The sequence below is a fragment of the Pseudomonas sp. 008 genome (genome assembly GCF_016861935.1).
In the GTDB taxonomy this organism is placed as follows: Bacteria; Pseudomonadota; Gammaproteobacteria; order Pseudomonadales; family Pseudomonadaceae; genus Aquipseudomonas.
This window is the reverse complement of the sequence record NZ_BOMA01000013.1, coordinates 15,326-37,916: the sequence shown is the minus strand read 5'-3', so window position 1 is coordinate 37,916 and position 22,591 is coordinate 15,326. Positions and strand designations below refer to the sequence as shown.

General features: G+C 60.0%; 26 protein-coding genes. 16 read left to right on the top strand and 10 right to left on the bottom strand.

Annotation, left to right across the window (positions count from 1 at the left end):
• Positions 1–73 precede the first annotated feature (73 nt).
• The 5 genes from JUI81_RS23515 to JUI81_RS23500 all read left to right on the top strand — a co-directional run bounded on the left by JUI81_RS23515 (position 74) and on the right by JUI81_RS23500 (position 3,632).
• Positions 74–430 carry a 4a-hydroxytetrahydrobiopterin dehydratase gene (locus JUI81_RS23515; RefSeq protein ID WP_018929944.1) on the top strand — a complete coding sequence of 119 codons (357 nt, stop codon included), beginning with the start codon at positions 74–76 and terminating at the stop codon, positions 428–430.
• Positions 430–1,623 (top strand): amino acid aminotransferase, encoded by a 1,194-nt coding sequence (locus tag JUI81_RS23510; RefSeq protein WP_019579541.1) that lies wholly within the window; start codon positions 430–432, stop codon positions 1,621–1,623. The genes JUI81_RS23515 and JUI81_RS23510 overlap by 1 nt, the downstream gene beginning before the upstream one ends.
• 315 nt (positions 1,624–1,938) lie before the next feature.
• On the top strand, positions 1,939–2,070 hold the full coding sequence (locus tag JUI81_RS32015; RefSeq protein ID WP_007938543.1) for a hypothetical protein: 132 nt from the start codon (positions 1,939–1,941) through the stop codon (positions 2,068–2,070).
• A gap of 75 nt (positions 2,071–2,145) precedes the next feature.
• Positions 2,146–2,328 (top strand): hypothetical protein, encoded by a 183-nt coding sequence (locus JUI81_RS23505; RefSeq protein WP_204125155.1) that lies wholly within the window; start codon positions 2,146–2,148, stop codon positions 2,326–2,328.
• Positions 2,329–2,432: 104 nt separating this feature from the next.
• Positions 2,433–3,632: an MFS transporter gene (locus tag JUI81_RS23500; RefSeq protein ID WP_204125154.1), complete on the top strand. Its 1,200-nt coding sequence runs from the start codon at positions 2,433–2,435 to the stop codon at positions 3,630–3,632.
• Here the strand turns inward: JUI81_RS23500 and arfB are convergent.
• Together arfB and JUI81_RS23490 are read right to left on the bottom strand one after the other, a co-directional pair.
• Positions 3,629–4,042, bottom strand: coding sequence for an alternative ribosome rescue aminoacyl-tRNA hydrolase ArfB (arfB, locus tag JUI81_RS23495; protein WP_204125153.1), 414 nt, complete (start codon positions 4,040–4,042; stop codon positions 3,629–3,631). The genes JUI81_RS23500 and arfB overlap by 4 nt on opposite strands.
• A 101-nt stretch (positions 4,043–4,143) precedes the next feature.
• Positions 4,144–5,556 (bottom strand): amino acid permease, encoded by a 1,413-nt coding sequence (locus tag JUI81_RS23490; protein ID WP_018929941.1) that lies wholly within the window; start codon positions 5,554–5,556, stop codon positions 4,144–4,146.
• Between the two features lie 932 nt (positions 5,557–6,488).
• Here JUI81_RS23490 and JUI81_RS23485 point away from each other — a divergent pair.
• Both JUI81_RS23485 and JUI81_RS23480 read left to right on the top strand, forming a co-directional pair.
• Positions 6,489–6,626, top strand: a complete 138-nt coding sequence (locus JUI81_RS23485) for a hypothetical protein (RefSeq protein WP_007938535.1) — start codon at positions 6,489–6,491, stop codon at positions 6,624–6,626.
• 67 nt (positions 6,627–6,693) lie between these two features.
• A complete protein-coding gene (locus tag JUI81_RS23480) occupies positions 6,694–7,659 on the top strand; it encodes a leucyl aminopeptidase (RefSeq protein ID WP_204125152.1) in 966 nt (321 codons plus the stop codon).
• A 167-nt stretch (positions 7,660–7,826) separates the two neighbouring features.
• Here JUI81_RS23480 and rluB read toward each other — a convergent pair whose 3' ends face one another.
• From rluB to JUI81_RS23455, 5 genes are all read right to left on the bottom strand, one after another.
• Positions 7,827–9,092 carry a 23S rRNA pseudouridine(2605) synthase RluB gene (gene rluB / locus JUI81_RS23475; RefSeq protein WP_018929938.1) on the bottom strand — a complete coding sequence of 422 codons (1,266 nt, stop codon included), beginning with the start codon at positions 9,090–9,092 and terminating at the stop codon, positions 7,827–7,829.
• Positions 9,093–9,392: 300 nt separating this feature from the next.
• Positions 9,393–10,385 carry an SMC-Scp complex subunit ScpB gene (scpB, locus tag JUI81_RS23470; protein WP_204125151.1) on the bottom strand — a complete coding sequence of 331 codons (993 nt, stop codon included), beginning with the start codon at positions 10,383–10,385 and terminating at the stop codon, positions 9,393–9,395.
• Between the two features lie 11 nt (positions 10,386–10,396).
• Complete coding sequence (locus tag JUI81_RS23465; RefSeq protein ID WP_253548957.1) at positions 10,397–11,155, bottom strand: ScpA family protein; 759 nt, start codon at positions 11,153–11,155, stop codon at positions 10,397–10,399.
• A 66-nt stretch (positions 11,156–11,221) separates the two neighbouring features.
• Positions 11,222–11,851 (bottom strand): L-threonylcarbamoyladenylate synthase, encoded by a 630-nt coding sequence (locus JUI81_RS23460; RefSeq protein ID WP_007938530.1) that lies wholly within the window; start codon positions 11,849–11,851, stop codon positions 11,222–11,224.
• A 13-nt stretch (positions 11,852–11,864) separates the two neighbouring features.
• Positions 11,865–12,728 (bottom strand): PHP domain-containing protein, encoded by an 864-nt coding sequence (locus JUI81_RS23455; protein WP_018929935.1) that lies wholly within the window; start codon positions 12,726–12,728, stop codon positions 11,865–11,867.
• A gap of 87 nt (positions 12,729–12,815) precedes the next feature.
• Here JUI81_RS23455 and JUI81_RS23450 point away from each other — a divergent pair, with 87 nt between their 5' ends.
• The 6 genes from JUI81_RS23450 to JUI81_RS23425 all read left to right on the top strand — a co-directional run bounded on the left by JUI81_RS23450 (position 12,816) and on the right by JUI81_RS23425 (position 17,117).
• Positions 12,816–13,412, top strand: a complete 597-nt coding sequence (locus tag JUI81_RS23450; protein WP_007938527.1) for a septation protein A — start codon at positions 12,816–12,818, stop codon at positions 13,410–13,412.
• Between the two features lies 1 nt (position 13,413).
• A complete protein-coding gene (locus JUI81_RS23445; protein WP_019579534.1) occupies positions 13,414–13,713 on the top strand; it encodes a YciI family protein in 300 nt (99 codons plus the stop codon).
• Between the two features lie 110 nt (positions 13,714–13,823).
• Positions 13,824–14,234, top strand: coding sequence for a hypothetical protein (locus tag JUI81_RS23440; RefSeq protein WP_018929933.1), 411 nt, complete (start codon positions 13,824–13,826; stop codon positions 14,232–14,234).
• Positions 14,235–14,241: 7 nt separating this feature from the next.
• Positions 14,242–14,919, top strand: a complete 678-nt coding sequence (locus JUI81_RS23435) for a response regulator transcription factor (protein WP_018929932.1) — start codon at positions 14,242–14,244, stop codon at positions 14,917–14,919.
• Positions 14,920–15,259: 340 nt separating this feature from the next.
• Complete coding sequence (locus tag JUI81_RS23430; protein WP_019579533.1) at positions 15,260–15,709, top strand: LTXXQ domain-containing protein; 450 nt, start codon at positions 15,260–15,262, stop codon at positions 15,707–15,709.
• 67 nt (positions 15,710–15,776) lie between these two features.
• Positions 15,777–17,117: a cell wall metabolism sensor histidine kinase WalK gene (locus JUI81_RS23425; protein WP_204125150.1), complete on the top strand. Its 1,341-nt coding sequence runs from the start codon at positions 15,777–15,779 to the stop codon at positions 17,115–17,117.
• 82 nt (positions 17,118–17,199) lie between these two features.
• On the opposite strand, the gene JUI81_RS23420 is transcribed toward JUI81_RS23425, so the two are convergent.
• The gene (locus tag JUI81_RS23420) at positions 17,200–17,766 is read right to left on the bottom strand and encodes an NAD(P)H nitroreductase (RefSeq protein ID WP_019579531.1); all 567 of its coding nucleotides are present in this window, start codon (positions 17,764–17,766) and stop codon (positions 17,200–17,202) included.
• A 122-nt stretch (positions 17,767–17,888) separates the two neighbouring features.
• Here JUI81_RS23420 and JUI81_RS23415 point away from each other — a divergent pair, with 122 nt between their 5' ends.
• Complete coding sequence (locus tag JUI81_RS23415; RefSeq protein WP_018929928.1) at positions 17,889–19,343, top strand: TrkH family potassium uptake protein; 1,455 nt, start codon at positions 17,889–17,891, stop codon at positions 19,341–19,343.
• Here JUI81_RS23415 and JUI81_RS23410 read toward each other — a convergent pair.
• On the bottom strand, positions 19,300–20,361 hold the full coding sequence (locus tag JUI81_RS23410) for an AraC family transcriptional regulator (RefSeq protein ID WP_204125149.1): 1,062 nt from the start codon (positions 20,359–20,361) through the stop codon (positions 19,300–19,302). The two genes, JUI81_RS23415 and JUI81_RS23410, sit on opposite strands and share 44 nt — an antisense overlap.
• 158 nt (positions 20,362–20,519) lie before the next feature.
• Between JUI81_RS23410 and JUI81_RS23405 the strand changes: the two genes are divergently transcribed.
• Entirely contained in the window at positions 20,520–20,831 is a 312-nt protein-coding gene (locus tag JUI81_RS23405; RefSeq protein ID WP_019579529.1) for an Mpo1-like protein, read from the top strand.
• 101 nt (positions 20,832–20,932) lie between these two features.
• A complete protein-coding gene (locus JUI81_RS23400; RefSeq protein ID WP_019579528.1) occupies positions 20,933–21,523 on the top strand; it encodes an HD domain-containing protein in 591 nt (196 codons plus the stop codon).
• 146 nt (positions 21,524–21,669) lie between these two features.
• On the opposite strand, the gene JUI81_RS23395 is transcribed toward JUI81_RS23400, so the two are convergent.
• Positions 21,670–22,485 (bottom strand): UDP-2,3-diacylglucosamine diphosphatase, encoded by an 816-nt coding sequence (locus JUI81_RS23395; RefSeq protein WP_019579527.1) that lies wholly within the window; start codon positions 22,483–22,485, stop codon positions 21,670–21,672.
• Positions 22,486–22,591 lie beyond the last annotated feature (106 nt).

Below are 22,591 nucleotides of genomic sequence, written 5' to 3'. Positions count from 1 at the left end.
CGGATCGCCGCTTTGCTTTAGCGTGGTCCCACTGACGACCGTTTTTCAAAACACTCGATTTCAGGAACACATCATGTCCACATTGAACCAAGCCCATTGCGAAGCCTGCCGCGCCGACGCCCCTCAGGTCAGCGACGAAGAACTGCCGATCCTGATCAAGCAGATCCCTGACTGGAACATCGAAGTGCGCGACGGTGTGATGCAGTTGGAAAAAGTTTTCCTGTTCAAGAACTTCAAGCACGCGCTGGCGTTCACCAACGCCGTTGGCGAAATCTCCGAGGCCGAAGGTCACCACCCGGGCCTGCTGACCGAGTGGGGCAAAGTCACCGTGACCTGGTGGAGCCACTCCATCAAGGGCCTGCACCGCAACGACTTCATCATGGCCGCGCGCACTGACGAAGTGGCCAAAGACGCCGAGGGCCGCAAATAATGCATTTCGACGCCATCGGCCGAGTACCCGGCGACCCGATTCTCGGCCTGATGGAGGCCTATGCGCAGGACCCTAACCCGCGCAAGTTCGACCTTGGCGTGGGTGTCTACAAAGATGCCCAGGGCCTGACGCCAATCCTGGAAGCGGTGAAGCTTGCCGAGCAGCGCCTGGTGGATCGCCAGGCCACCAAGACTTACATCGGCGGCCACGGCGATGCAGCGTTCGGCAAAGTCATCAACGAGCTTGTGCTGGGTGCTGATTCGGCGCTGATCGCCGAGCAACGGGCCGGCGCCACGCAAACGCCGGGCGGCACCGGTGCGCTGCGCTTGAGCGCCGACTTCATCGCCCAGTGCCTGCCGGGCCGTGGCGTGTGGCTGAGCAGCCCGACCTGGCCGATCCACGAAACGATTTTTGCGACGGCCGGGGTCAAGGTCAGTCACTACCCGTACGTGGGCAGCGATAACCGTCTCGATGTCGAAGCGATGCTCGAAGTGCTCAATCAAGCACCGAAGGGCGATGTGGTGCTGCTGCACGCCTGCTGCCACAACCCGACCGGTTTCGACCTGTCCCATGACGATTGGCGCCGGGTGCTGGACGTGGTGCGCAGTCGCGACTTGCTGCCGCTGATCGACTTCGCCTATCAGGGCTTCGGCGATGGCCTGGAGCACGATGCCTGGTCGACCCGGCTGTTCGCCGCCGAGTTGCCGGAAGTGTTGATCACCAGTTCCTGCTCGAAGAACTTCGGCCTGTACCGCGACCGCACCGGTGCGCTGATTGTCTGCGCGCAAACCGCCGACAAGCTGGTGGACATCCGCAGCCAACTGGCCAACATCGCCCGCAACCTGTGGTCGACACCGCCGGATCACGGCGCCGCCGTAGTCGCGACCATCCTTGGCGATCCAGAGCTGAAAAGCCGCTGGGCCGACGAAGTGGAAGCCATGCGTTTGCGCATCGCCCAGCTGCGCAACGGTCTGGTCGAAGCGCTCGAACCCCACGGCTTGCGCGAGCGGTTTGCGCACATTGGTGTGCAACGCGGGATGTTTTCCTACACCGGTTTGTCGCCGGAGCAGGTCAAGCAACTGCGCGAACATCACAGTGTGTACATGGTCAGCTCGGGCCGGGCGAACGTGGCGGGGATCGATGCGACACGCCTGGACCTGCTGGCCGAGGCCATCGCTGACGTCTGCAAGTAACCCGATGCAATGGCGAGCTCCCTGTGGCGAGGGAGCTTGCTCCCGCTCGAGCGCGTAGCGGTCGCAAAAAACTGCAACCGAGTTCTAACGCAAAGAACCCATTGCCTGCATTGGGGCCGCTCAGCGCCCCAGCGGGAGCAAGCTCCCTCGCCACAGTGGGTCTTCGCCTCCTGCTGACCTGTCTAGACAATCCCATCCGTCGTAACAATTGGATATAAAGTCTATTTGTCATTTTTCCTGCTGTATCCTGCCCAGGCTTTTTTAAAAGCGCGGATCTACCAGATCTATCAACAGACTTAGCGAGGAGCGCGAAACATGCACGAGATCCCTAATCTCCCCTTCCCAAGCCTGCACGAAACTGAGCAGACAACCACGCAACAAGCCGGCGCCCAACAGCCCGAGCCGAAAGAAGCACCTGAACGCCGCCAGGCCGACAGAGAAGACTGATACACCTGCAATGCCAGACCGTGTGGAAAGCGCTAACATGCGCTTTCCACACTGCCTGAACCGCGAGCCCGCACCATGAGCGATGATTTCACTGAAACCCAGGCCAGCGTCCTGATCGGCACCGCCGAGAAGATGATCGACATCTGGAATCGCCTTTCCCCCGAGAAACAAGCCGCCCTGCTGGCTCGCTTCGGCAGCGAAGAAAATGCCCTGGCCGCCCTGGTCACGACGCAACTGGTCGCCCCCGCAAAATCCTGATTCATCCCGTTCGGCAATTAGTTTTACTTTTTCACGCCCTGCGACCGTCCACGCCGCTATCATAAGCAGCCTATCTATCCTGCTGCCCCGTGGACCTTTTACCCATGTCTGAAACCCAGCGCCCCCTGGCGGTCACGCTGCAAGTCGTTTCCATCGTCCTGTTCACTTTCATCGGTTACCTCAATATCGGTATTCCCCTGGCCGTATTGCCGGGCTACGTCCACAGCGACCTCGGCTTCGGCGCGGTGATCGCGGGGCTGGTGATCAGCGTGCAATACCTGGCCACCCTTCTCAGCCGCCCTTACGCAGGGCGCATCATCGATAACAAGGGCAGCAAACTGGCGGTGATGTATGGCCTCGCCGGCTGTGGTTTGAGCGGCGTGTTCATGCTGATTTCAGCCTGGACACAAAGCCTGCCGATGCTGAGTTTGATCAGCCTGTTGATTGGCCGCCTGATACTCGGCAGCGCGGAAAGCCTGGTCGGCTCCGGGTCGATCGGCTGGGGCATCGGCCGGGTCGGCGCGGCGAACACCGCCAAGGTCATCTCCTGGAACGGCATCGCCAGTTACGGCGCGTTGGCGGTCGGCGCACCACTGGGGGTGCTGCTGGTGAGTCAATTGGGTTTGTGGAGCATGGGCGTGAGCATCGTGCTGCTGGCCGTGTTGGGCGTGGCGCTGGCCTGGCCGAAAACCGCGGCGCCGATTGTCGCCGGTGAACGTTTGCCGTTCATGCATGTGCTGGGACGGGTGTTCCCTCATGGCTGCGGCCTGGCACTGGGCTCCATCGGTTTTGGCACCATCGCGACCTTCATCACCCTGTATTACGCCACTCAGCATTGGTCCAACGCGGTGCTGTCCTTGAGTTTGTTCGGCGCCAGTTTCATTGGCGCACGGTTGCTGTTCGGCAACCTGATCAACCGCCTCGGCGGCTTTCGCGTGGCGATTGCCTGCCTCTCGGTGGAAACCCTCGGGCTGTTGCTACTGTGGCTGGCGCCGGATGCCCATTGGGCACTGGCTGGTGCGGCGCTGAGTGGTTTCGGTTTTTCGCTGGTGTTCCCGGCCCTGGGCGTGGAAGCGGTCAACCTGGTGCCGGCCTCCAGCCGTGGCGCAGCAGTTGGGGCCTATTCGCTGTTTATCGATTTGTCACTGGGGATTACCGGACCGCTGGCGGGTGCGATTGCTGCAGGATTCGGGTTTGCCTCGATCTTCCTGTTCGCCGCCCTCGCCGCCTTGAGCGGATTGATGTTGAGCGTTTACTTGTACCGACAGGCACCCAAGTATCGGGAAGAGCGTGAAGCGCGCTAAAAATCCACCTTGCCCCGCCCGGCCTTGATGCTGCCGCGCTTGGTCTTGGATTCGAGCCGACGCTTTTTCGAGCCCAGAGTCGGCTTGGTCGGACGGCGTTTCTTTTCCACTTTGGTAGCGCTGAGGATCAACTCGGTCAGACGCTCCAGCGCATCGGCACGGTTCTGCTCCTGCGTGCGGTATTGCTGGGCCTTGATGATCAACACCCCTTCGCTGGTGATGCGACTGTCGCGCAACGCCAGCAGCCGTTCCTTGTAAAACTCGGGCAGGGACGAGGCCTGAATGTCGAAGCGCAGGTGCACCGCACTGGAGACCTTGTTGACGTTCTGCCCACCGGCGCCCTGGGCGCGAATGGCCGTCAACTCGATCTCGGCATCCGGCAGATGCACGTTGTTGGAAATCACCAGCATGGAAAAAAGTCCGATATCAGGACCGCCAGAATACCCCGGCTTTCGCATCCTCCACAAAAAACCCGGCACTTTGGCCGGGTTTATCGTTTCTGCGCGTTGCGTTATTTCACCGCAACCTGCAACGCCTGCTGGGCGCTGCGCTTGTTCTTGATGCCGTAGCAGATCCACATGAACGCGACCCACACCGGAATCGCATACACCGAGACCTGGATGCCCGGGATCAGCAGCATCACGCCGAGGATGAACACCACGAACGCCAGGCAGATGTAGTTGCCGTACGGGTACCACAGGGCCTTGAACAGCGGCGTCTGCCGGGTCTTGTTCATGTGCTGGCGGAACTTGAAGTGCGAGAAGCTGATCATCGCCCAGTTGATCACCAGGGTCGCAACCACCAGCGACATCAACAGTTCCAGCGCGTTTTGCGGGATCAGGTAGTTCAGCAATACCGCGATCAATGTCACAGCGGCCGACGCCAGGATCGAACGTACCGGCACGCCACGCTTGTCGATCTTCGACAAGGCTTTCGGCGCATCGCCCTGCTCGGCCATGCCCAGCAGCATGCGGCTGTTGCAGTAAGTACCGCTGTTGTACACCGACAGCGCCGCGGTCAGGACCACGAAGTTGAGGATGTGCGCGGCGGTGTTGCTGCCGAGCATCGAGAACACCTGCACGAACGGGCTGCCGCTATAGGCATCGCCAGACGCATTCAGTGTCGTCAGCAGGCTGTCCCAAGGGGTCAGCGACAACAGGACCACCAGCGCACCGATGTAGAAAATCAGGATCCGGTAGATCACCTGGTTGATGGCTTTCGGGATCACGGTTTTCGGTTTGTCGGCTTCAGCGGCGGTGAAACCGAGCATTTCCAGGCCACCGAAGGAAAACATGATGATCGCCATGGCCATCACCAGACCGCTGACACCGTTCGGGAAGAAACCGCCGTGGGACCACAGGTTGGTTACCGAGGCTTGCGGGCCGCCGTGGCCGCTGACCAGCAGATAGCTGCCCAGGGCAATCATGCCAACGATCGCCACGACCTTGATGATCGCGAACCAGAACTCGGCCTCACCGAAGACTTTGACGTTGGCCAGGTTGATCGCATTGATCAGCACGAAGAACGCGGCGGCGGAAACCCAGGTCGGGATATCCGGCGCCCAGTAGTGGATGTATTTGCCGACCGCGGTCAGCTCCGACATGCCCACCAGGATGTACAGAATCCAGCAGTTCCAGCCCGACAGGAAACCGGCAAAACCGCCCCAGTATTTGTGCGCGAAGTGGCTGAAGGAACCGGCCACCGGCTCTTCGACGATCATTTCGCCCAGTTGGCGCATGATCATGAAGGCGATGAAGCCGCAAATGGCGTAGCCGAGAATCATCGACGGGCCGGCGGATTTGAGCACGCCGGCTGAGCCGAGGAACAGCCCGGTACCGATCGCGCCACCGAGGGCGATCAGTTGAATATGGCGATTTTTCAGGCCGCGTTTAAGCTCACCTGAATGCGAGTTTTGTCCACTCATGAAAAGGGTCTCACGCAAGGTTTGATGATGTTCAGTAGACGTAGCTGCTCGGTTGCGATTTCAAGCAGCGCCGATCAAACCCCAGCGCAGGCACCAGGAGTTCAGCGTTTTTACGACAGTCATGCGTCACCTGTTTGTTTTTATCTGTGACGAAATCGAACCCGACACGCTCGTGACGCGGCGGAGTGAACAAGGCGGATAGCCTTGAGGTTTGCGCTGTTGCGCAGAGGGTCACAGTTAAAACGCGGCGCATTGTACACCTGTAACCCCCTGCTGCCAGACACCGCTGGATCAGCGCGTCGGTTGCCGGGATTGCCTGTGTCCGCCTCGAAGGTCTCGGGCGGCTGCAAAAATTGAGTTAGACCTTTGCAGGTCTTCGACGGGGGCAGCGGAAAAATCGCCCCACGGAGAGAGATGGAGATGAGTCACGGCGTTCATTGCGCCTCCTTCTTGTTATGCACCTGCACGACAGGCATGGGGCGCATCTCACCTTTCAATCGAGGCCGAGACAAGCGCGCCAGAGCCCTTGAACAGCACCATCGCGGCGGCGGACGGCAGGTTTTCCTTACAGCCCTTTCCACAGCGGCATTCCATGGGGTTTGAGCGCGCTTTTCGTAAGGATTTATTTACAGCGCGTAACGCATGCTTTCCAAATCAGATCCAGAGAGCCGTCGACTGTAAATTGACGATAGGAAGCTTCCTAAGGAGTTTTCCGACTTAGTTTTCTGTTTTTTATTAGGAAATTTACTTTTTGAAAAATGGAATAATTAGTTCAAATGAAAATTGTTTAATTATTTTTTTGCAATTCAAAAACCTGTGAACTAGGTTTTCAACGACTTGCCGAGCCGCATCGACCGGCAAGTTGACGCGCTCTTCAATGAATGAAAAACGCGCCGCTGTTCTTACCGAAAAAGTCATTCAGGAGATTCACCATGCAAGCACTGGACAAAGACTTGGATACTGAACTGCAACTGGACGATTGGTTTGAAGCACCGACCCATGAAGCCGCCGTTGAAATGATGCAAGCCGACGCGGTTGTTCCGTTCGGCACGGCGATGTGGCCTCTGTAAGACATCCCGGCGGGCATGATCCGGCCGGTCGTGCCCGCCACTTACCAGGTTTGTCAGGGAGGACTCCATGGATAAGCAGCGTGCCATCTCGCATTTCCTTTACTACCTCGAACATCACCCAGCCGTTGCCGGCATCAACCCGGCGAAGGTCTTGCTCGGCCATACCGCTGATTACGAGGTACTGACCGGCGCCATCGCCGAACAGGCCGGCAACAGCCCAAGGTTCAGCTTCAGCGCAGTGCGTCTGGACCTCGAACCCACCGAATTGCTGGCCCAGGCGATTGCCGACAGCGATCTGTACATTTTCTTCTACGACTCTTCCACCCTGCCCAACCCGCGTCCCGACGGCCCGGACTTTGTCCGCGCGCTGCAAGGCGTGATGGCGGAAAACTGGAAGAAGTCGCTGCTGTTCAAGGATTACGGCGATTACTTCTACGACACGTTCAGTGTCACCCCGCAGCGGATTGCCGGGTTGAACAGCCACTTGATCCAGCGCATGTCCCACGCCACCACTTTAAGTTTCAAAGATGATCACGGCTCGTGGTTCGAAACTCCGTTGAGCAGTATCAAGAAGTGGACCGACATCAATGGTGTCGGCAACTTCGATCTGGCGCCCGGCGAGATTGCCACCCATAGCGAGGCGATTAATGGCCGGGTGAAGTTTATGGGAACGTTCCTCAGCACGATTCCGTTTGCCCGCAAGTACGGCGTACTCGAATCACCGCTGGAGTTGTGGATCGAGAACTCGACCATCAGCAAAATCGCCACCGATGTGCCGGGACTGGAACATGACTTCAACAAATACCTGGACGCCAATCCGTCCAATCGACGCATCGAGGAGTTGGGGATCGGTACCAACGAAGGCGTGAAAGAGTTGTATGCGCGCAATGCCGGTTTCGAAGAGCGCCATTGCGGTTTGCACTTGGGGTTGGGCGGAGGTGCCAAGGGCAGCCATCATCTGGACCTGATCTTCTCTGGCGGCGTGTTGGCGCTGGATGATGAGCCGGTGTTTGATGGGCGGTTTGTCTTCTGAACAACACCGGCCCCTGTGGCGAGGGAGCTTGCTCCCGCCGGCCGCTTCGCGCCCCAGCGGGAGCAAGCTCCCTCGCCACAACGCCACCTGCATACTGAAAACCGGTTCTGCCAGACACAAAAAAACGCCATCCCGAGGGATGGCGTTTTTTATGCTGCGCTTACCGATTACTCAGGCTTGCGACGACCGAAGCCCGGACGCTGGCCCGAACCGGCGGGTGCGCCGCGGCGCTTGCCCGATGGTGCGTCCTTGTCGACCAGCACGATGCCTGGGCGTTTCTTCGGCGCCGGCTTGGCCGGGCGCTTGGTGTCGGCCGGGCGGTCTGCCACCGGCGTACCACGGCCGGCAGGCGCACCGCGATCGCTACGACCACCGGACGGAGCGCCACGGCCTTCGCCGCGCTCAGTACGACCGTTGGCCGGACGTGGCGTGCGTGGACCGCGCTCGCCGTCCTGACGCGGCGCTGGCTTGCGGGCCGGGCGCTCGCCTTCGATCTGCGGCTCGCGAGATGGACGCGGGCCGGCAGCTGGAGCGCCAGCGGCTGGACGCAAGGTCCGTACGCGTTCAGTCTTGCCCACCGGGCGGGACGATTTGCGCTGCATACGCTCGAGCTTGTCTTTGCTCTTGGCGTTCATTTGCGGCATCGCCACCGGCGTCAGGCCGACTTCAGCACTCAGAATGTCGACTTCCTGCTGGCTCATTTCGCGCCAGCGACCCATCGGCAAGTCGGAGTTGAGGAACACCGGACCGAAACGTACGCGCTTCAGACGGCTGACCACCAGACCCTGGGATTCCCACAGACGACGAACTTCGCGGTTACGACCTTCCATCACCACGCAGTGGTACCAGTGGTTGAAACCTTCGCCACCTGGTGCCTGCTTGATGTCGGTGAATTTGGCCGGGCCGTCTTCGAGCACCACGCCTGCCTTCAGACGCTCGATCATCTCGTCGTCGACTTCACCACGTACACGGACCGCGTATTCACGGTCCATTTCGTAGGACGGGTGCATCAGGCGGTTGGCCAGCTCACCGTCGGTGGTGAACATCAGCAGACCTGTGGTGTTGATGTCCAGGCGACCGATGTTGATCCAGCGACCTTCTTTCGGGCGCGGCATCTTGTCGAACACGGTCGGACGGCCTTCCGGGTCGTCACGGGTGCAGATTTCACCGTCGGGTTTGTTGTACATGATCACGCGGCGTACCGACTCGGCAGCTTCTTCGCGCTTGATCACCTTGCCATCGATGGTAATGGCGTCATGCAGGTCGACGCGCAGGCCAAGGGTGGCGTCTTTGCCATTGACCTTGATGCGGCCATGGCTGATCCAGGCTTCTACGTCACGGCGCGAGCCGACGCCGATACGGGCGAGGACTTTCTGCAGTTTTTCGCCTGCTGGGCCGATTTCCTGGTCATCTTTCTGGTCGTTGATACTCATCTGGGCACCTCCCGGTGTGATCAAGTTCAGGCCTTGGCCTGAAGATGTGAAATCTGGTCGTTTGACGAAGGGATCGTCAAAGGGTCGCGAATCATACGCTCATGGAAGCGTTCGCGCATCAGAGACTAGCTGATCGACCGTCAGTTATTTGCTTTTCCGCCAGCCGGTGGTGGATGGAGGAACAAGATCAAAAGATCGCAGCCTCGTTTCACTCGACAGCTCCTACAGGATCGATGTTCGCCAAAATGGTGTTAGCGCAACATACAAGGAGCTGCCGCAGGCTGCGATCTTTTGACGGCTTCAATCCTCGAACTGGCGGCGTTCGGCCTCGATCGCTTCGGCCAGGGCCCGGGCTTCGGCTTCTTCATCGCTGAGTTCAGGTTCGGGCTTGGGTTGTTCAAGCGCGGCAACCGCGGCCAGCAGTTTCTCGCGAGCCTCGGCAACGCCAAGAATGTCATCCTCAGGCTCTGGTTCCTGCTCTTCTTCGTCAGCAACTTCGGCCTCAACCTGAAGCTCTACCTCGACTTCCGGCTCCGGCTCCGGCTGCTCCGATACCTCTTCAGTCTCGCTCAACTCGCCATCGCGCAACAAATCGTCGAAATCGGTCTTGAGCCCCTCCTCCATGGTGTCCAGCTCCAGCAACAGCGTGTGGAAGCTGGTTTCTTCCTTGGGCTCTTCCGGCTCGGCGCTGGCATCCGCCAATTCTTGCAACCCGGCCGGCACCGGTGCGTCGTCGAACTCGAGCATCGGTTCGGGCTCCAGCTCGCGCAGCTCCGCCAGCGGCGGCAGGTCGTCGAGGTTCTTCAGGTTGAAGTGATCGAGAAACGCTTTGGTGGTGGCAAACATCGCCGGTTTGCCGGGCACGTCGCGGTAACCGACGATGCGGATCCACTCACGCTCCAGCAGGGTTTTGACGATGTGGCTGTTGACCGCCACGCCGCGCACGTCTTCGATCTCGCCCCGGGTGATCGGTTGGCGATAGGCAATCAGGGCCATGGTTTCGAGCATGGCGCGCGAGTAACGCTGTGGCCGTTCTTCCCACAGGCGCCCGACCCACGGCGCAAACTTTTCGCGGATCTGCAGGCGATACCCGGAGGCGACTTCCTTCAGTTCGAAGGCTCGGCCGTCGCAGGATTTGCCCAGAATCGTCAGCGCTTTCTTGAAAACCGCTGGTTCAGGCCGCTCGCCTTCTTCGAAGAGTTCGAACAGGCGCTCAAGCGATTGCGGTTTTCCCGAGGCCAACAGAAAGGCTTCAAGCAGTGGCGCCAGCTCGCGGGGTTCAGTCAGGTTCATGATTCAACTCGTTATTCGGCTCGGGCTCGCACATGTATCGCCGCGAACGGCTCATTCTGCACCAGCTCGACCAAGGATTCCTTGACCAGTTCGAGGATCGCCATAAAGGTCACCACCACCCCCAAGCGCCCTTCTTCAGCGGTGAACAGCTCGACAAAGGGCACGAAACCGCCGCCCTTGAGCCGCTCCAGCACATCGCTCATGCGTTCGCGGGTGGAGAGTGCCTCGCGGCTGACCTGGTGGCTTTCGAACATGTCGCCCCGGCGCAAGACCTCGGCCATGGACATCAGCAACTCTTCCAGACTCACGTCCGGCAGCAGCTTGCGCGCCCGGGCCTCCGGCGCGTCGAGCTTGGGCACCACGACATCGCGGCCGACGCGGCTCAGCCCATCGATGCCTTCGGCGGCGGCCTTGAAGCGTTCGTATTCCTGCAAGCGGCGGATCAGTTCGGCGCGAGGGTCGTCTTCCTCGTCTTCAATGGTTTCGGCCCGCGGCAGCAACATCCGCGACTTGATCTCGGCGAGCATCGCGGCCATCACCAGGTACTCGGCGGCCAGTTCCAGGCGCACCGACTGCATCAACTCGACATAGCCCATGTACTGGCGGGTGATTTCCGCCACCGGGATGTCGAGGATGTTGATGTTCTGTTTGCGGATCAGGTACAGGAGCAGGTCGAGCGGGCCTTCGAAGGCTTCCAGAAAGACTTCGAGCGCATCCGGCGGGATATACAGGTCCAGCGGCATTTCCATGACCGCCTGGCCATAGACCATGGCGAAGGGCAGTTCTTGCTGGGCGCCGGCCTGGCTGTCGACGGGTTCTGGTTCTACTGCAGACATCTACGCCTCGGCCATGAATGGCGTAGGGTCGCCGCAACCGACGCGGATGACTTCCGGCTCGCCGTCAGCGAGGTTGATCACGGTGGACGCCTTGATTCCGCCGAAACCGCCGTCGATGATCAGGTCCACCTGATGCTCCAGCAACTGGCGCATTTCGTAGGGATCGGTCAGCGGGTCGGTGTCGCCGGGCATGATCAGGGTCACACTCATCAGCGGTTCGCCGAGCTCTTCCAGCAGCGCCAACGCAATCGGGTGGCTTGGTACGCGCAGGCCGATTGTGCGTTTTTTCGGGTGCAGCAACAGCCGCGGAACTTCGCGGGTGGCGTTGAGGATGAAGGTGTAAGGCCCCGGCAAGTGGGCCTTGAGCAGACGGAAAGTACCGGTGTCGATCTTGGCGAACAGCCCCAGCTGCGACAGGTCGCTGCAGATCAGTGCGAAGTTGTGCTTCTCATCCAGCTGACGCAACCGACGCACACGCTCCACGGCGGTCTTGTCACCGATCTGGCAACCAATGGCGTAGGAAGAGTCTGTGGGATAAATCACCACCCCGCCGTTGCGGATGATCTCGACAGCCTGTTTGATCAGGCGCGCTTGCGGGTTTTCCGGATGAATCTGGAAAAATTGACTCACATTCTCTACCTGTTCAGACGGCGGCAATAATTGGGTCATGTTTGAATCGACACCACAGTGGTGGCAGATCCTCCGGGAGCGGGCGGTATTCACCGATCTCGGACCAGCCTCCAGGGCCATGAAAATCACTGCCGGCGCTGACCAGCAGACCAAACTCACGGGCAAGAATCGCCAGGCTGCCCACTTGCTCGGCGGGCTGATGGCCATTGACCACTTCAATCGCGTGGCCCCCGGCTTGAATATAGTCAGAAATCAGGCGGCGACGCTTGCTACGAGTGAAATCGTAGTGCCAAGGGTGCGCCAGGCTGACCCAGGCACCCGCGGCGCGCAGGGTCTCGACGGTGTCTTCGAGGGTCGGCCAGTGCAGCTTGACGTCTCCCAGCTTGCCGGCGCCCAGCCATTTGCGGAACGCTTCGGCGCGATCCTTGACGAAACCTTCACGCACCATCCAGTCGGCGAAGTGCGGACGGGCCGGCGCGTTGCCGCTGTCGCCCAGTTCCTGCTGAATGGCGCGGGCGCCGTCAAGCGCCCCCGGCATGCCTTTCAACGCCAACTTGCGGCTTATTTCTTCGGACCGTAGCCAGCGGCCATCGTGCAATTTGGCGATGGCCTCGACCAATGGCGCGGCATTGACGTCGAAACCGTAGCCCAGCACATGAATGGTCGCCCCGCCCCAGGTGCAGGACAATTCGACGCCGTTGACCAGTTGCATCCCCAGCGCCGTCGCGGCGCTACGGGCCTCGTCGAGGCCTTCAAGGGTGTCGTGATCAGTCAAGGCCAGGACTCGCACGCCTTTCTCGAACGCACGCGCAACCAGTGCCGCAGGCGCCAGGGCGCCATCGGAGGCCGTGCTATGGCAGTGCAAATCAACATTCACAGGACTATGTAACCTCAAATCAGCTGACGCTATCGCGCGTCAATATGTTTGTTATTATGCCGCCACATCCTGCTTCTGGCTGCCACTGTGAAACAATTCATCGACTTCATCCCGCTTCTGCTGTTTTTCATCGTCTTCAAAATCGACCCGCGGGTCGTCGACATTGGCGGTCATCAACTGTCTGTCGGTGGTATTTACAGCGCCACCGCGATGCTGATCATCAGCTCCCTGGTGGTCTACGGCACGCTGTATATCAAGCAGCGCAAGCTGGAGAAGAGCCAGTGGCTGACCCTCATTGCCTGCCTGGTCTTCGGCAGTCTGACCCTGGCGTTCCACAGCGAAACCTTCCTGAAATGGAAAGCCCCGGTGGTCAACTGGCTGTTCGCCCTCGCGTTCATCGGCAGCCATTTCGTCGGTGACCAACTGCTGATCAAACGCATCATGGGCCACGCGCTGACTCTGCCGGAGCCGGTCTGGACCCGTCTGAACATCGCCTGGATCGGTTTTTTCCTGTTTTGCGGTGCCGCCAACCTGTTCGTCGCGTTCACCTTCCAGAGCTACTGGGTAGACTTCAAGGTCTTCGGCAGCCTGGGCATGACTTTGCTGTTCCTGGTCGGCCAGGGCATCTACCTGTCCCGCCACCTGCACGACGCCGACACCACAACGCCAAAAACCGAGGACTGACATGCTTTACGCAATCATTGCCACAGACGTCGCCAACTCCCTGGAAGCCCGACTCGCCGCACGGCCTGCGCACCTTGAGCGTCTGCAAGTGCTCAAGGGCGAAGGTCGTATCGTATTGGCCGGTCCACACCCGGCGGTCGACAGCAATGATCCGGGCGCAGCCGGTTTTACTGGCAGCCTGATCGTCGCCGAATTCGAGTCCCTGAGCGCCGCCAAGGCCTGGGCCGACGCCGATCCGTACGTTGCCGCAGGCGTCTACGCCAATGTTCTGGTCAAGCCGTTCAAGCAAGTCCTGCCGTAAAGTTCTCGCGTGCGGTGAATCTCATCGATTCATCGCACGTTCAATCGCTCATTATTCTCGTTTACCGGCCGACAACCTGCCCAATACTCGTATTGGAATCAGGAGTTGCGATGCGCAAAGGTCCGTTGTGTCTGATGTTGGTGACGTTGTCGATCATGGCGCCCGCCCATGGTGAAGAAAGCGCCAATGGCGGTAATTCGACGCCGCTGTCCTTGAGCGCCGGTAGCCAGATCACCGAGTTGCAGCAGCGCTTGAAAGAAAGCGAGCAGCAACGAGAAACACTGAGCAAACAATTGCAAACCACCGATGGTGAACGCGAAAGCGCCCAGCTGAGCCGGTTGCGCCAGGAGAATCAGCGCCTGAAGCTGCAACTCAAGGAAGCCCTGGCCAGCCCACTACCGCGCCTGCTGACCGATCAGCAGCAGTGGTTCGTCATTGGGGCAGCAGTAGCGCTATTGGCCCTGCTCTGCGGTATCTTCGCCAGTGGTGCCACCAGAAAACGTAGGCAATGGCTAAATTGAGTGAGTCATGAGCGAGCTGTTACTAATTGATGATGACCAGGAGCTGTGTGAGCTCCTGAGCAGTTGGCTGAACCAGGAAGGCTTTCAGGTTCGCGCCTGCCACGATGGCCAGAGCGCCCGTCGCGCGTTGGCCGAAACGTCTCCAGCGGCCGTGGTGCTGGACGTGATGCTGCCGGACGGCAGCGGCCTGGAACTGCTCAAGCAACTGCGCAGCGACCATCCGGATTTGCCGGTGCTGATGCTGTCGGCCCGTGGCGAGCCGCTGGACCGCATCCTCGGCCTGGAACTGGGCGCCGACGATTACCTGGCCAAGCCCTGCGACCCACGGGAACTGACCGCCCGCCTGCGCGCGGTGTTGCGCCGCAGTCATCCGACGGCGGTCTCCAGCCAGCTCGAGCTGGGCGACCTGTGCTTCAGCCCGGTGCGCGGGGTGGTCAGCATCGATGAACAGGAATTCACCCTCACCGTTTCCGAAAGCCGCCTGCTCGAAGCCCTGCTCAAGCAGCCCGGCGAACCGCTGGATAAACAGGAACTGGCGCAAATCGCCCTCGGTCGCAAACTGACCCTGTACGACCGCAGCCTGGACATGCACGTCAGCAACCTGCGCAAAAAAATCGGCCCACACCCCGACGGCCGCCCACGCATCGTGGCCCTGCGCAGCCGCGGTTACTACTACAGCCTCTGACACCCAACGGGTCTGCGTTCGACTCTTGTAGCAGCTGTCGAGCCCCAGCGAGGCTGCGTTCGACTGCGCAGCAGTCGTAAAACCTGTTTGCACGTTCTTCCAGATACACCGCGTCAGGCGGATCACGACTGCTTCGCAGCCGAACGCAGCCTCGCTGGGGCTCGACAGCTGCTACGAAGGCCAGATTTCATCTGACAGAAATCGGCGAAGTGTCGGAATTGTCAGGAAGACAGAAAACCGTCTTTACCCAAGCTTTACGCTCCGCTGACCGCCGTTGACCTTGATCTGCGTAATCTGCACACATCCGGAACGTACCGGGAACGAGACAAGGAGATACACCATGCGCAAGACTCTTATCGCTCTGATGTTTGCTGCCGCCCTGCCGACCGTTGCCATGGCCATGCCTGAAGGCACAGGCCCGATGGGTGATCACATGGACGGCTCACGCCACGGCGGTCAGATGCACGGCATGCACGGTAAAGGCCCTTACAGCCAACTGGACCTGAGCCGCGAACAGCGCGAGCAGATCCGCAAAATCATGGGCGAGCAGATGCACGAGCGTCAGCAACTGGTCGACAAGTACCTGGAAAAACTCTCGCCAGCCGACCAGAAAGCCCTGAAAGACGAGATGGAGGCCAAGCACAAGAAAGCCGAAGCCGACGTTCGCGCCCTGCTGAAACCGGATCAACAGAAGCAATTCGACGAGATCCAGAAGAAACAAGCTGAGCGTCGCGCCGAATGGGCCGAGTTCAAGGCCTGGAAAGCGCAGCAAGCGCAAAAAGCGCAATAATGTTCTAGGTTCACGATCCAGCCCAACGGTTAATCGCCGTTGGGCTTTCTTTGTTCGAGGATTTTCTGTGCGCTCATTGTTCTGGCGTATCCTGGCCAGCTTCTGGCTGGCCATCGCTCTGGTTGCAGGGCTTTCCATTTTGCTGGGACACATGCTCAACCAGGACGCGTGGATTCTCAGTCGCCACCCGGGCCTCAATACCCTGGCCGAACAGTGGACGCAAACTTACGAAAGCCAGGGTGAAGAAGCCGCCCAGGACATCCTGGAGCAGCGCAAGCGCCAATATCACATCGACGTTCAGGTGCTCAACGAGACGGGCGATCCGGTGGTACGCGGCACCTTCCCTCGGCGTGCAGCCGCCTTCGAAGCACGGCAGCAAAACGATGATCGGCGCCTGCCGTGGCGACGCCTGACCGATGAATACACCAGCACCAAGACGGGCGACACCTACCTGCTGATCTATCGCATTCCCCACCCGGAACTGGACGCCTGGCACCGTGAAAGCCTGCTCTGGCCGTTGAGCGCGCTGGGTATCGCCCTGGTGGTACTGACCCTGTTCAGCCTGCTGGTGACCTTCTCCATCACCCGACCGCTGAGCCGTTTACGTGGCGCAGTGCATGAGTTGGGGCAGACGACGTATCAGCAAAACAGCCTGGCGCAACTGGCTAACCGCCGCGATGAATTCGGTGTGCTGGCCAACGACTTCAATCGCATGGGTGCGCGCCTGCAAAGCCTGATCGGCAGTCAGCGGCAATTGCTGCGCGATGTGTCCCACGAGTTGCGTTCGCCCTTGGCCCGACTGCGCATTGCGCTGGCACTGGCCGAGCGGGCCAATCCCCAGGAGCGGGAAAAGCTCTGGCCGCGCCTGACCCGTGAATGTGATCGACTGGAAGCACTGATCAGCGAAATCCTGGTGTTGGCGCGGGTCGATGCCGACAACGCCAGTGCCGAAGAAGTGGATCTCAATGCACTGCTCAATACCCTGCAAAAGGATGCTCAGCTAAGTTCGCCGGAGCAGAACGTGCGCCTTGAGGCCGAGCCTCAACTGAACCTCAGAGGCTGGCCGACCATGATCGAGCGCGCCGTGGACAACCTGCTGCGCAATGCCCAGCGCTTTAACCCGGTCGGGCAACCGATCGAAATGCAGGCGTCGCGTCAGGGCGACAGGATTGTGGTCAGCGTGCGCGATCACGGCCCTGGCGTAGAGGCCGAACATTTGAATCAGCTGGGTGAACCGTTCTATCGGGCACCGGGGCAGACAACGGCCGGGCATGGCTTGGGGCTGGCCATCGCACGTCGTGCGGCGGAACGGCATGGCGGCAGTCTGGTGCTGGCCAATCATCCTGAGGGTGGGTTTATTGCCAGTCTGGAATTGCCGTTGGTGCCGGGGGCGGTGGTGCAGCCGTAAATCGGGGGTGATGCAAAAAGATCGCAGCCTCGTTTCACTCGACAGCTCCTACAAGTGCAACGAAGCTGCGATCTTTTGATATTCAGGCCTTACCGGGCCAGGCGCTGACAAACTCGGCCAGATCAACCTTCTCCGCCACACGCGGTTCTTTCTGCGGCGTACCGAGATAAAGGAACGCAATCACCTCTTCCCCTTCGGCCAAACCCAACCCCTTGGCTACATGCGGCGAATAGGCCAGCTCACCAGTGCGCCATACGGCGCCAATGCCTTGCGCGTAAGCGGCCAGCAAAATCCCGTGAGCCGCGCAGCCTGCCGCCAACAATTGTTCGGATTTCGGGTATTTGACGTGATCCTGCAAACGCGCAATCACCACAACCACCAGCGGTGCACGCAGCGGGCCGTTACGGGCCTTGTCCAGCGCGGCTTCTGACACCTCGCTGTCTTGCAGCTTCGCCGCTTCGGCCAGCAACTCGCCCATTTGCTCGCGCGCCGCGCCTTCGACTGTCAGGAAGCGCCAAGGCTGCAAGTGGCCGTGGTCTGGCGCGCGCATCGCGGCGGCAAACAGCACTTCGCGTTGCTCGGCAGTGGGCGCCGGATCAAGCAGTCGTGGAACGGAAACACGGTTGAGCAAAGCGTCGAGAGCCTGCATCGGCCACCTCCTGGAAAAAATGTCTGGCTATTCTAGCTGCATCTGCCACAGGGCTGTCGGTTTACATGCCCTGCCCCGCAGGTAGAATGGCGCCCTTCCCTACTTCAGCCCGAGCGGACTTCATGGCGTTGCCGACCTTACGGATCATTGGTTTCATCATCGGCATCTTCCTGATCACGCTGGCCATTTCCATGGCCGTGCCCATGGCTACCCTGGTGATCTTCGAGCGCACCAGCGACCTGCCGTCGTTCCTCTGGGCCAGCATGATTACCTTTGTCGCCGGCCTGGCCCTGGTGATTCCGGGGCGCCCCGAACACATCCATCTGCGCCCGCGAGACATGTACCTGCTGACCGTCAGCAGCTGGCTGGTGGTGTGCATCTTCGCCGCCCTGCCGTTCCTGCTGACCCAGAACATCAGCTACACCGACTCATTCTTCGAAAGCATGTCCGGCATCACCGCCACCGGCTCGACGGTGCTCACGGGCCTGGACACCATGTCCCCCGGCATCCTGATATGGCGCTCCTTGCTGCACTGGATCGGCGGGATCGGCTTTATCGGCATGGCGGTCGCGATTCTGCCATTGCTGCGCATCGGTGGCATGCGGCTGTTTCAGACCGAGTCGTCAGACCGTTCCGAAAAGGTCATGCCCCGTTCACACATGGTGGCGCGTTTGATCGTTGCGACCTACGTCGGCATCACCATTTTCGGCAGCCTGGCGTTCTGGTGGGCCGGGATGAGCCCGTTTGATGCGATCAACCACGCGATGTCAGCGATTTCCACCGGCGGGTTTTCCACCTCCGACCAGTCCCTGGCCAAGTGGCCGGAGCCTGCGGTGCATTGGGTCGCGATCGTCATCATGATTCTCGGCGCCTTGCCGTTCACCTTGTATGTCGCCACGTTACGCGGTAACCGTCGGGCGCTGATCAAGGATGAACAGGTGCAAGGCTTGCTCGGCATGTTGCTGGTGACCTGGCTGGTGCTCGGCACCTGGTACTGGTGGACCACCCAGTTGCACTGGCTGGACGCCTTGCGGCATGTGGCGCTGAACGTCACGTCGGTGGTGACGACAACAGGTTTTGCACTGGGGGACTACAGCCTCTGGGGCAACTTCTCGCTGATGCTGTTCTTCTACCTGGGGTTTGTCGGTGGCTGCTCGGGCTCGACCGCTGGCGGGATCAAGATTTTCCGCTTCCAGGTGGCCTACATTCTGCTCAAGGCCAACCTTAACCAGTTGATTCACCCGCGCGCGGTGATCAAGCAGAAGTACAACGGCCACCGTCTCGACGAAGAAATCGTACGTTCGATCCTGACCTTTTCGTTCTTTTTCGCCATCACCATTTGCGTGATCGCTCTACTGCTGTCGCTGCTCGGCGTGGATTGGATGACCGCCCTTACCGGTGCGGCCAGCACAGTGTCCGGCGTCGGCCCGGGGTTGGGCGAAACCATTGGCCCGGCGGGTAACTTCGCCAGCCTGCCGGATGCCGCGAAGTGGATTCTCTCGTTCGGCATGCTGCTGGGCCGGTTGGAGATCATTACGGTGTTTGTTCTGTGTATCCCTGCGTTCTGGCGTCACTGACCGGCTTGAGCGCTTCCGTCAGCCGCGCCCGGTATTCGCCGGGGGTGGTGTCGAACCAGCGTCGGAAGGCGCGGAAGAAGTTGCTCGGATCGGCAAACCCCAGCAGGTAGGCAATTTCCAGCAGCGTCATGCTCGGTCGCGCCAGGTATTGCTCGGCCAGTTCACGCCGCGTGTCATCCAGCAACGACTGAAAACTCGTGCCCTCTTCCTGCAAGCGTCGCTGCAAGGTGCGTTGCGACAGGTGCAGCGCCTGCGCTACTGCATCGCGCTTGGGTTCGCCCTGGGGCAGCAAGCGGCACAACACCTGCCGCGCATTGTGGGTCACGCGGCTCTCGGAAAACCGCGCCAGGTATTCACCGGCAAAGCGGTCGTGCAGCAGCGCCATGGCCTCGTTGGCGGTGGGCAACGGCGCCTCCAGGTCGGCGCGTTCGAAGATCAAGGCGTCATAGGGCGCGTTGAACATCATCGGCGCGTGGAAGGCTTGCTTATACGGTTCGAGATCGACGGGTTGATCGCCCTGCAGCAGCACTTTGCGCGGATGCAGCATGCGCCCGGTCAACCAGCCACAAAACGCCAGGGCACAGGCCAACGATGCTTCAGCGCTTTGTCGGGTCGGCGGCAAGTGGTCGCCATGCACCGTCAGGATCAGCGCATACCCCTCATCCAGCACACGTAAACTCAGGTCGGCACTTTCGGCAATGATTCGCTGATAACGCACCAGACGTTGAAAGCCTTCGGCCAGGGTTCGACTGGACATCAAGGCATAACCGGCAACGTGCAGGGACGCCGGTCGCACCACCTTGCCCATGTTCAGGCCGATCGCCGGGTTGCCGGACAACTCGACCGCGCGCTGCCAGAGCCGCGTCATGGAATCTTGCGGGAAGCGCGCATCCGGATCATCCAGTGCCGCATAGTCGAGCCCTAGCTGCTTGAACAAAACCCGGCAATCCAGGCCGTCCATTTCCAGTGCTTTGACAATCCCCATCGCCCAGCTTGCAGAAGTCGTTCGTTCGCTCATGGCGTTTACTACGTGATGGCCGCATGCCACGACCCAATGCCCAAGGATACTAAAGTGGCGCCTATTGTCACTGGCTGATGCCTATGATCACTCTAGACTTAAATAGGCTACCCGCAGCGCAACTTGTTGCCTGCACACACACCACAGAGATCGCAGTCGTGGAAAACATCAAACGTTTCAACAGCTTCGCTGCGTTTTACCCGTATTACCTCAGCGAACACCGCAATAGCACTTGCCGACGACTGCACTTTGTCGGCACCACGCTGGTTATTGTCATTCTGGCGCTGACCATCGCCAAAGGCGCATGGTGGCTGTTGCTGGCCCTGCCGCTGGCCGGTTACAGCTTCGCCTGGGTCGGGCATTTCTTCTTCGAGAAGAATCGTCCTGCAACCTTTCAGCATCCTTTTTACAGCCTGCTCGGCGATTTCGTCATGTACCGCGACATGATTGTAGGTCGTGTGCCGTTCTAGGCTCCTTTGGCCACAAAAGCGTCCTGTGCAGCCAGTGCAGCGCTCTGGATCCAAGCCCTACACTCCAAACATCCCTTTCGATAAGAACAAGAGGATAGCCGATGAATGCCCGCGCCCGTTTTACCCACATGCAGGACGGCACGCAGGAAGACTGGGCGATCATCGCCACAGACTTCAGCGCCTATGCCCGGCAATTGCCTACAAGGATCGTGGCGCATTTGAAGTTACTGGAAGGTGATTTCGGCGGATTCCCGGTGGATCGCCTGACCCACTCGCTGCAAACCGCCAGCCGCGCCTGGCGCGATGGCCGCGACGAAGAGTACGTGGTCTGCGCTTTGCTCCATGACATCGGCGACACACTGGGGTCCTACAACCACCCGGACATCGCCGCGGCGATCCTCAAGCCGTTCGTCAGTGCCGAGAACCTGTGGATGGTGGAGAAACACGGGATTTTCCAGGGCTATTACTTCTTCCATCACCTGGGCATGGACCGGCATTTGCGCGAGCAATTCAGCGTTCATCCGCAGTATCAGGCGACCATCGAATTTTGCGCCCGGTACGACGCGGCGGCGTTTGACCCGGCATACGACACGCTGCCGCTGAGCTTTTTCGAACCGATGATGGAGCGGTTGTTTGCGCAGCCGAAGCATTCGATCTACAAGGCGGCGATGGAAGAACAAGCGCCGGCCTGACCCCACACTGTGGCGAGGGGGCTTGCCCCCGTTGGGTCGCGAAGCGGCCCCAAAACCATTATCCCTAGATCGTGTGTGTAGGTTTTACGACTGCTGCGCAGCCGAACGGGGGCAAGCCCCCTCGCCACAAAGGCTAAACCTCCGGTTTAAGCTGGTTCTGCGATTTTAATTGCCTTCAACTCCGCCTCCCGCGCTTGGGCATCGGCCAACCGGTACAACTCGATCGAGCCGTCCCAATGCTCGATCAGCGCCGTGCACGACTCCACCCAATCCCCGCAATTGAGGTAGTCCACCTCGCCAACCTTGCGAATTTCGGCATGGTGGATATGCCCGCACACCACGCCATGCAACTCGCGTTTGACGCATTCGTGGGCAATGGCTTCCTCAAAATCGCTGATGAAACTGACGGCGGTCTTGACCTTGTGCTTGAGGTACGCCGACAACGACCAATAGCCATAGCCATAACGGGCCCGCCAATGGTTGAGCCAGCGGTTGAGGGTCAGGGTAAATTCGTAGGCCGAGTCGCCGAGGAACGCCAGCCAGCGGTGATAGCGAGTAATCACGTCGAACTGATCGCCATGAATCACCAGCAGATGACGACCATCGGCGGTCACGTGCACGGCTTCGTCCACCAGCTGGATATTGCCCAGCATCAGTTTCGAATAACGGCGCAGGAATTCGTCATGGTTGCCGGTGACGTAGATCACTTCTGTGCCGCGCTTGCTCATGGTCAGCAGGCGACGAATCACGTTGGTGTGCGCCTGGGGCCAATACATGCCGCTGCGCAGCTTCCAGCCGTCGATGATGTCACCGACCAGGTAAATCCTGTCGGCATGGTAGCCCTTGAGAAACTGCGACAGGTGTTCTGCCTGGCAGTCCCGTGTGCCCAAATGCACGTCGGAAATCCATAAGGTCCGCACACGTTGCTTACGGCTGGGTTTGGCGAGCTCGGCGCTGGTCATGGGCAACCCTCTGGACAAGTTTTGGCAAGCTTGCGCCGGTCGGGTTAATTGCCCATGACATTCGCAAGTCAGTCCTGTGACAACGCGCGAACGCAGGGCCTCGGTG

Coding starts and splice junctions, on each gene's coding strand:
- JUI81_RS23515 (WP_018929944.1), top strand. CDS start 74: ATGTCCACATTGAACCAAGCCCATTGCGAAGCCTGCCGCGCCGACGCC.
- JUI81_RS23510 (WP_019579541.1), top strand. CDS start 430: ATGCATTTCGACGCCATCGGCCGAGTACCCGGCGACCCGATTCTCGGC.
- JUI81_RS32015 (WP_007938543.1), top strand. CDS start 1,939: ATGCACGAGATCCCTAATCTCCCCTTCCCAAGCCTGCACGAAACTGAG.
- JUI81_RS23505 (WP_204125155.1), top strand. CDS start 2,146: ATGAGCGATGATTTCACTGAAACCCAGGCCAGCGTCCTGATCGGCACC.
- JUI81_RS23500 (WP_204125154.1), top strand. CDS start 2,433: ATGTCTGAAACCCAGCGCCCCCTGGCGGTCACGCTGCAAGTCGTTTCC.
- arfB (WP_204125153.1), bottom strand. CDS start 4,042: ATGCTGGTGATTTCCAACAACGTGCATCTGCCGGATGCCGAGATCGAG.
- JUI81_RS23490 (WP_018929941.1), bottom strand. CDS start 5,556: ATGAGTGGACAAAACTCGCATTCAGGTGAGCTTAAACGCGGCCTGAAA.
- JUI81_RS23485 (WP_007938535.1), top strand. CDS start 6,489: ATGCAAGCACTGGACAAAGACTTGGATACTGAACTGCAACTGGACGAT.
- JUI81_RS23480 (WP_204125152.1), top strand. CDS start 6,694: ATGGATAAGCAGCGTGCCATCTCGCATTTCCTTTACTACCTCGAACAT.
- rluB (WP_018929938.1), bottom strand. CDS start 9,092: ATGAGTATCAACGACCAGAAAGATGACCAGGAAATCGGCCCAGCAGGC.
- scpB (WP_204125151.1), bottom strand. CDS start 10,385: ATGAACCTGACTGAACCCCGCGAGCTGGCGCCACTGCTTGAAGCCTTT.
- JUI81_RS23465 (WP_253548957.1), bottom strand. CDS start 11,155: ATGGTCTATGGCCAGGCGGTCATGGAAATGCCGCTGGACCTGTATATC.
- JUI81_RS23445 (WP_019579534.1), top strand. CDS start 13,414: ATGCTTTACGCAATCATTGCCACAGACGTCGCCAACTCCCTGGAAGCC.
- JUI81_RS23440 (WP_018929933.1), top strand. CDS start 13,824: ATGCGCAAAGGTCCGTTGTGTCTGATGTTGGTGACGTTGTCGATCATG.
- JUI81_RS23435 (WP_018929932.1), top strand. CDS start 14,242: ATGAGCGAGCTGTTACTAATTGATGATGACCAGGAGCTGTGTGAGCTC.
- JUI81_RS23430 (WP_019579533.1), top strand. CDS start 15,260: ATGCGCAAGACTCTTATCGCTCTGATGTTTGCTGCCGCCCTGCCGACC.
- JUI81_RS23420 (WP_019579531.1), bottom strand. CDS start 17,766: ATGCAGGCTCTCGACGCTTTGCTCAACCGTGTTTCCGTTCCACGACTG.
- JUI81_RS23415 (WP_018929928.1), top strand. CDS start 17,889: ATGGCGTTGCCGACCTTACGGATCATTGGTTTCATCATCGGCATCTTC.
- JUI81_RS23410 (WP_204125149.1), bottom strand. CDS start 20,361: ATGAGCGAACGAACGACTTCTGCAAGCTGGGCGATGGGGATTGTCAAA.
- JUI81_RS23400 (WP_019579528.1), top strand. CDS start 20,933: ATGAATGCCCGCGCCCGTTTTACCCACATGCAGGACGGCACGCAGGAA.
- JUI81_RS23395 (WP_019579527.1), bottom strand. CDS start 22,485: ATGACCAGCGCCGAGCTCGCCAAACCCAGCCGTAAGCAACGTGTGCGG.